At 59.2% G+C, this 4,638-nt stretch carries 5 protein-coding genes and 1 pseudogene; 3 read left to right on the top strand and 3 right to left on the bottom strand.

What is annotated here, in order from left to right:
* A pseudogene (locus tag V7665_RS13125) lies at positions 1-273 on the bottom strand (MFS transporter); the annotation flags it as partial.
* A 74-nt stretch (positions 274-347) separates the two neighbouring features.
* Positions 348-1,130, bottom strand: a complete 783-nt coding sequence (locus tag V7665_RS13120; protein ID WP_335664984.1) for a DUF1223 domain-containing protein — start codon at positions 1,128-1,130, stop codon at positions 348-350.
* 95 nt (positions 1,131-1,225) lie between these two features.
* On the opposite strand from V7665_RS13120, the gene V7665_RS13115 reads away from it, so the two are divergent.
* Complete coding sequence (locus V7665_RS13115) at positions 1,226-2,038, top strand: pseudouridine synthase (protein ID WP_335664983.1); 813 nt, start codon at positions 1,226-1,228, stop codon at positions 2,036-2,038.
* A gap of 111 nt (positions 2,039-2,149) precedes the next feature.
* Positions 2,150-2,707 carry a 16S rRNA (guanine(966)-N(2))-methyltransferase RsmD gene (rsmD, locus tag V7665_RS13110; protein ID WP_335664982.1) on the top strand — a complete coding sequence of 186 codons (558 nt, stop codon included), beginning with the start codon at positions 2,150-2,152 and terminating at the stop codon, positions 2,705-2,707.
* On the opposite strand, the gene V7665_RS13105 is transcribed toward rsmD, so the two are convergent.
* Positions 2,704-2,829 (bottom strand): hypothetical protein, encoded by a 126-nt coding sequence (locus tag V7665_RS13105; protein ID WP_335664981.1) that lies wholly within the window; start codon positions 2,827-2,829, stop codon positions 2,704-2,706. The genes rsmD and V7665_RS13105 overlap by 4 nt on opposite strands.
* Before the next feature lie 120 nt (positions 2,830-2,949).
* Between V7665_RS13105 and V7665_RS13100 the strand changes: the two genes are divergently transcribed.
* On the top strand, positions 2,950-4,638 hold a 1,689-nt coding region (locus V7665_RS13100), incomplete at its 3' end, for an ATP-dependent helicase (protein ID WP_335664985.1).

The raw sequence follows: 4,638 nt of genomic DNA, 5'->3' as shown, positions 1-4,638 counted from the left end.
CCGGCCGATCAGCGGCAGCTTCACCACATCGATGATCGGCGCCCACAGCCATTTGAAATTATAGGCAAGAAAAGTCAGTGCAAAGGCGGTGACGGTCGATTTCTCGATTCCCGCCTGCGCCAGACGCGTCGTCAAAGTCGCCGCGATCATGGTCAGCGGGAGCGCCGAAGAGACCCCCAGAAACAGTGCTGCCAAAGGAGCGGCTTCGCTATACGGGCGTACTCCAGCTGGAAGATAACCGCGCCATCCCGATGCTGCTGCTTGTTCACTCACGCCAACTTCTCCCTCGAACCGGGGGGAATCTTTAGCGCCTATTCACCTGAATGCCAGCTTGATCTTGATGCACCTCACATATCCAGCAGCTTTGCCGCGACAATTGGCCCCGCGCCCGGGCGCTGCAGGATGATCGCATATTTGTCGGCGCCGCTTATATTCAGATATTCAGGCGATATGGCAAAGCGCATCGGCCTGCCGCGCCAGCTGCCCAGATTGCGCTCATCCTTGACCACATTGACATAATGCAAGGTCCGCCCGCCATTTTCACCGCGACCGATGCGCACGGTTTCGGCAGAACTGAGCGCGATCAGGGACACGCGGGCAATATAGTCGGACTGGCCGATGATCGTGACCATCATCTGGCCGCTGGAGTCGGTGGCCGCGTTGATCAGCGGCCCTGACCGGTCGGCCCGCCGGACCAATGATCGGATATCACCTTCCCGCGAACCGACGGCGCCGCCGCCGCCATTGACGACGATTTGCGGCGTGTACACGCCCGCGCCAGCATTGCCTTTGTCGGCATAGGCGCGCTGCAGCTGCGTATTTTCCTCCCGCGCCAGCGTGTCTTTCCAGCCGAGCCGGTCCCAGTAGGTCACCGGCCGCGTGATCACCAGCAGGGAGTCGTCTTTTGCCAGCCGTCTGGCCAGCAAATCTGCGGGGGGACAGGACGAACATCCCTGACTGGTGAACAGTTCGATGACGACAGGGTTGGCAGGGAGGGTCACGCCATCGAAACTTTGCGCGGATGTCATCCCCTGACCGGCGCCGGCCTGAGCCGAAGATGCAAATTGCATACCGATCAAGCCGGTCAAAGCGGCTCCGGCAAACAACAGGCACGGGATAATCTTGCTCATTCCGGACTCCAATAGGATGACAATAGCCATTCGGGGCCACGAAACCAAAGGTTACAGATTGCAGCGCCGGTCTTTTTCCGCCATGGATCCCGGCTATGACCGAAGAAAAACCAGCCAAGATATATCGCGCAAAACCGACTCCGGTCGCCAAGGCTCCGGCAGCGTCCAAAGCGCCAACCGGCGAGGTCCGCGAAGGCCAGCGTATCGCCAAATTACTGGCCCGCGCCGGCGTCGCATCGCGCCGCGAAATCGAACGAATGATCGAGGCGGGACGGATTGCGCTGAACGGCGAACCTGTCGAGCATCCTTCGCTGTTGCTCAAGAATCTGACCGGCATTACCGTGGACGGCAATCCGGTCGCCGAACCCTCGCCCGCCAAGCTGTACCGCTTTCACAAGCCCAGTGGCTATCTGACAGCGGAACGCGACTTTTCCGGCAAGAAAACCATTTATGACGTCCTGCCGACGGACATGGAGCGGGTCATGCCGATCGGCCGCCTCGACCTGAATACCGAGGGCCTGCTGTTGATGACCACCGATGGCGAGTTCAAGCGCGAGATGGAATTGCCGAAAAATGGCATCGAACGCACCTATCGGGCACGGACGTTCGGCGACATCAGCCAGAACCAGCTGGAGGAACTCTATCGCGGGATCACCATCGATGGCATGAGCTACAGTCCGATCACCGCCAATCTCGAGCGCCGGACCGGGCGCAACCAGTGGATCGAAATGACCCTGACCGAAGGCAAGAACCGCGAAGTGCGCAAGGTGCTGGAATTTTTCGGCCTCGAAGTGTCCCGCCTGATCCGGACCCGCTACGGCCCCTTCGTGCTCGGCGATCTGCAAAAAGGCGAAATCGAAGTCGTGCGCCAGCATGATCTGGTGCAGTTCCGCAAATCGTTGAAATGAGCAAGCTGTCGCGTTTACCCGTTGGTGGCCTAACCGTTAGTGGTGAGCCTGTCGAACCACGCCTATCGGTCGATAGGCGCCCTTCGACAAGCTCAGGGCTGACGGCATAAGATGCGCATAATCGCAGGCCAATGGCGGGGCCGGAAAATTGTCGCGCCCAAGGGTGAGATCACTCGCCCGACCGCTGACCGGACGCGCGAACGGCTGTTTTCGATGCTGACCAGCCGACTGGGTGATTTTGAGGACTTGCAGATACTCGACCTGTTCTCCGGTTCGGGAGCCCTGGGTCTCGAAGCGCTGTCGCGCGGCGCGGCGCATTGCACTTTTGTCGAGCAGGACAAGGATGCGATCCGGGCGCTGGAGAAGAATATCGAAACATTGGCGGCAGAGGCCGATATCCGGATTGGCTCGGTGCTGCATCTGGGTCAGGCCCGAAAGCCTTATGATCTGATCCTGATGGATCCGCCTTATGATTCGGGTGCCGGCGCGGTGGCGCTGGACAAGTTAGGCCGACACGGCTGGTTCGCGCCGTCGAGCTGGATCGCCATTGAAACGGGGCGCCATGAAAATATTGAAGTGAAGGGATTTGATCTCGATTGTGTTCGCGATAGCGGCAAGGCGCGGATTCATCTCCTGCGCCCCGCCCCATTGTCAAAGTCGGATAGCTAGCCGCCCATCATCGTCAGGATCGACGCCGTTTCGCTGCCATTCTGGTAAAAAGTCGAATAGACAGTCAAACATGCCATCGTCAAAGTAGCGACAATCGCGCTGGTAAATAGTCTGTTGCTCATTTCATGCTCCATTTGCGAACCGTTACCGGCATTTGATCTGTAAATGGTGCACCGCAACAATAATTACAACCTGCCCTTTTGGTCATATCAAAAAAGATATTGGCCTTGCCGCCCGCGCCGATGTTCCCTAACTGTTCACCCGTGACCGAAACTGTCAACATACCAGATGAGAGCGACCCTCCCTATGTTCGCGGCCTGAATGCGCCGCAGCGAGAGGCCGTGCTGACCACCGAAGGCCCGGTGCTGGTGCTGGCCGGCGCAGGCACCGGCAAGACCGCTGCGCTCACCCGGCGGCTGGCGCATATCGTATTCTCGCGCAAGGCATGGCCGAGCGAAATTCTCGCGGTAACCTTCACCAACAAGGCCGCCCGCGAGATGAAGGAGCGGATCGCCTCGCTTGTCGGCGAGAGCTTTGAGGGCATGCCGTGGCTTGGCACCTTCCACAGCATCGGCGCAAAAATGCTCAGGCAGCATGCCGAGCTGGTCGGTCTGCAGAGCAATTTCACCATTCTCGACACCGATGACCAGCTCAGGCTGCTCAAGCAGCTGATCCAGGCGGCGGAAATTGACGAGAAACGCTGGCCGCCGCGGATGCTGGCGGGCCTGATCGACCAGTGGAAAAACCGGGGGCTCAACCCCCAGGATCTCGATGCCAATGAGAATGAACGCTACGCCAATGGCCGTGGCCAGGAATTTTACGCCGCCTATCAGGCCCGGCTCAGGAAGCTCAACGCCTGCGACTTTGGCGACCTGCTGCTCCATATCCTCAACCTGCTGAAGACCAACCGGGAAATATTGAAACGCTATCAGGAGCGGTTCAAATATATCCTGGTCGACGAATATCAGGACACCAACAGCTCGCAATATCTCTGGCTGCGGCTGCTCGCCCAGAGCCACCAGAATATCTGCTGCGTCGGCGATGATGACCAGTCGATCTATTCGTGGCGCGGCGCCGAAGTCGCCAATATCCTGCGCTTCGAGAAGGATTTTCCCGAAGCCACGGTGGTCAAGCTGGAGCAGAATTACCGTTCCACCCCGCATATACTCGCCGCCGCCTCAGCCCTGATCAACCATAATAGCGGCCGCCTCGGCAAGACGCTCTGGACCGAAGAAACCGAAGGCGACAAGGTCCAGGTCATCGGCGTCTGGGACGGCCCGGAAGAAGCGCGGCGCATCGGCGATGAAATCGAAGCGCTGCAGCAGCTCAAGCAGGTATCGCTGAACGATGTCGCGATTCTGGTTCGCGCCCAGTTCCAGACCCGCGAATTCGAGGACCGCTTCATCTCGATCGGCTTGCCGCACAAAATTGTGAATGGACTGCCATTTTACAATCGCGCCGAAATCCGCGATGCTCTGGCCTATCTCCGGGTGATTGCCCAGCCTGCTGACGATCTGGCATTCGAGCGGATCGTCAATACGCCCAAGCGCGGCCTTGGCGACAAGACTATCGAAAAAATCCATCGTCTCGCTCGCGGGCAAGCCATTCCGATGGCCGCTGCAGCCCTCAGCATCTGTGATACCGACGAACTGGCACCGCGGGCACGCAACACGTTGCTCGGGCTGATGCGCAATTTCGGCCGCTGGCGGGACATGGCGGCCGACACCGACCATGCCGAGCTCACCCGGGTCATTCTCGACGAGTCCGGCTATACGACGATGCTGCAGGCAGACCGCTCCACCGAAGCCGCCGGTCGTCTGGAGAATCTGACCGAACTGGCGCGGGCGATGGAAGAATATGAAACGCTCGGCGAATTTCTCGAACATGTTTCCCTGGTCATGGGCAATGACGCCCGCGATGATGAGGCCAAG

The sequence above is a fragment of the Parasphingorhabdus sp. genome, assembly GCF_036964675.1.
Taxonomy (GTDB): Bacteria; Pseudomonadota; Alphaproteobacteria; order Sphingomonadales; family Sphingomonadaceae; genus Parasphingorhabdus.
This window is presented reverse-complemented; position numbering and strand designations above follow the sequence as displayed.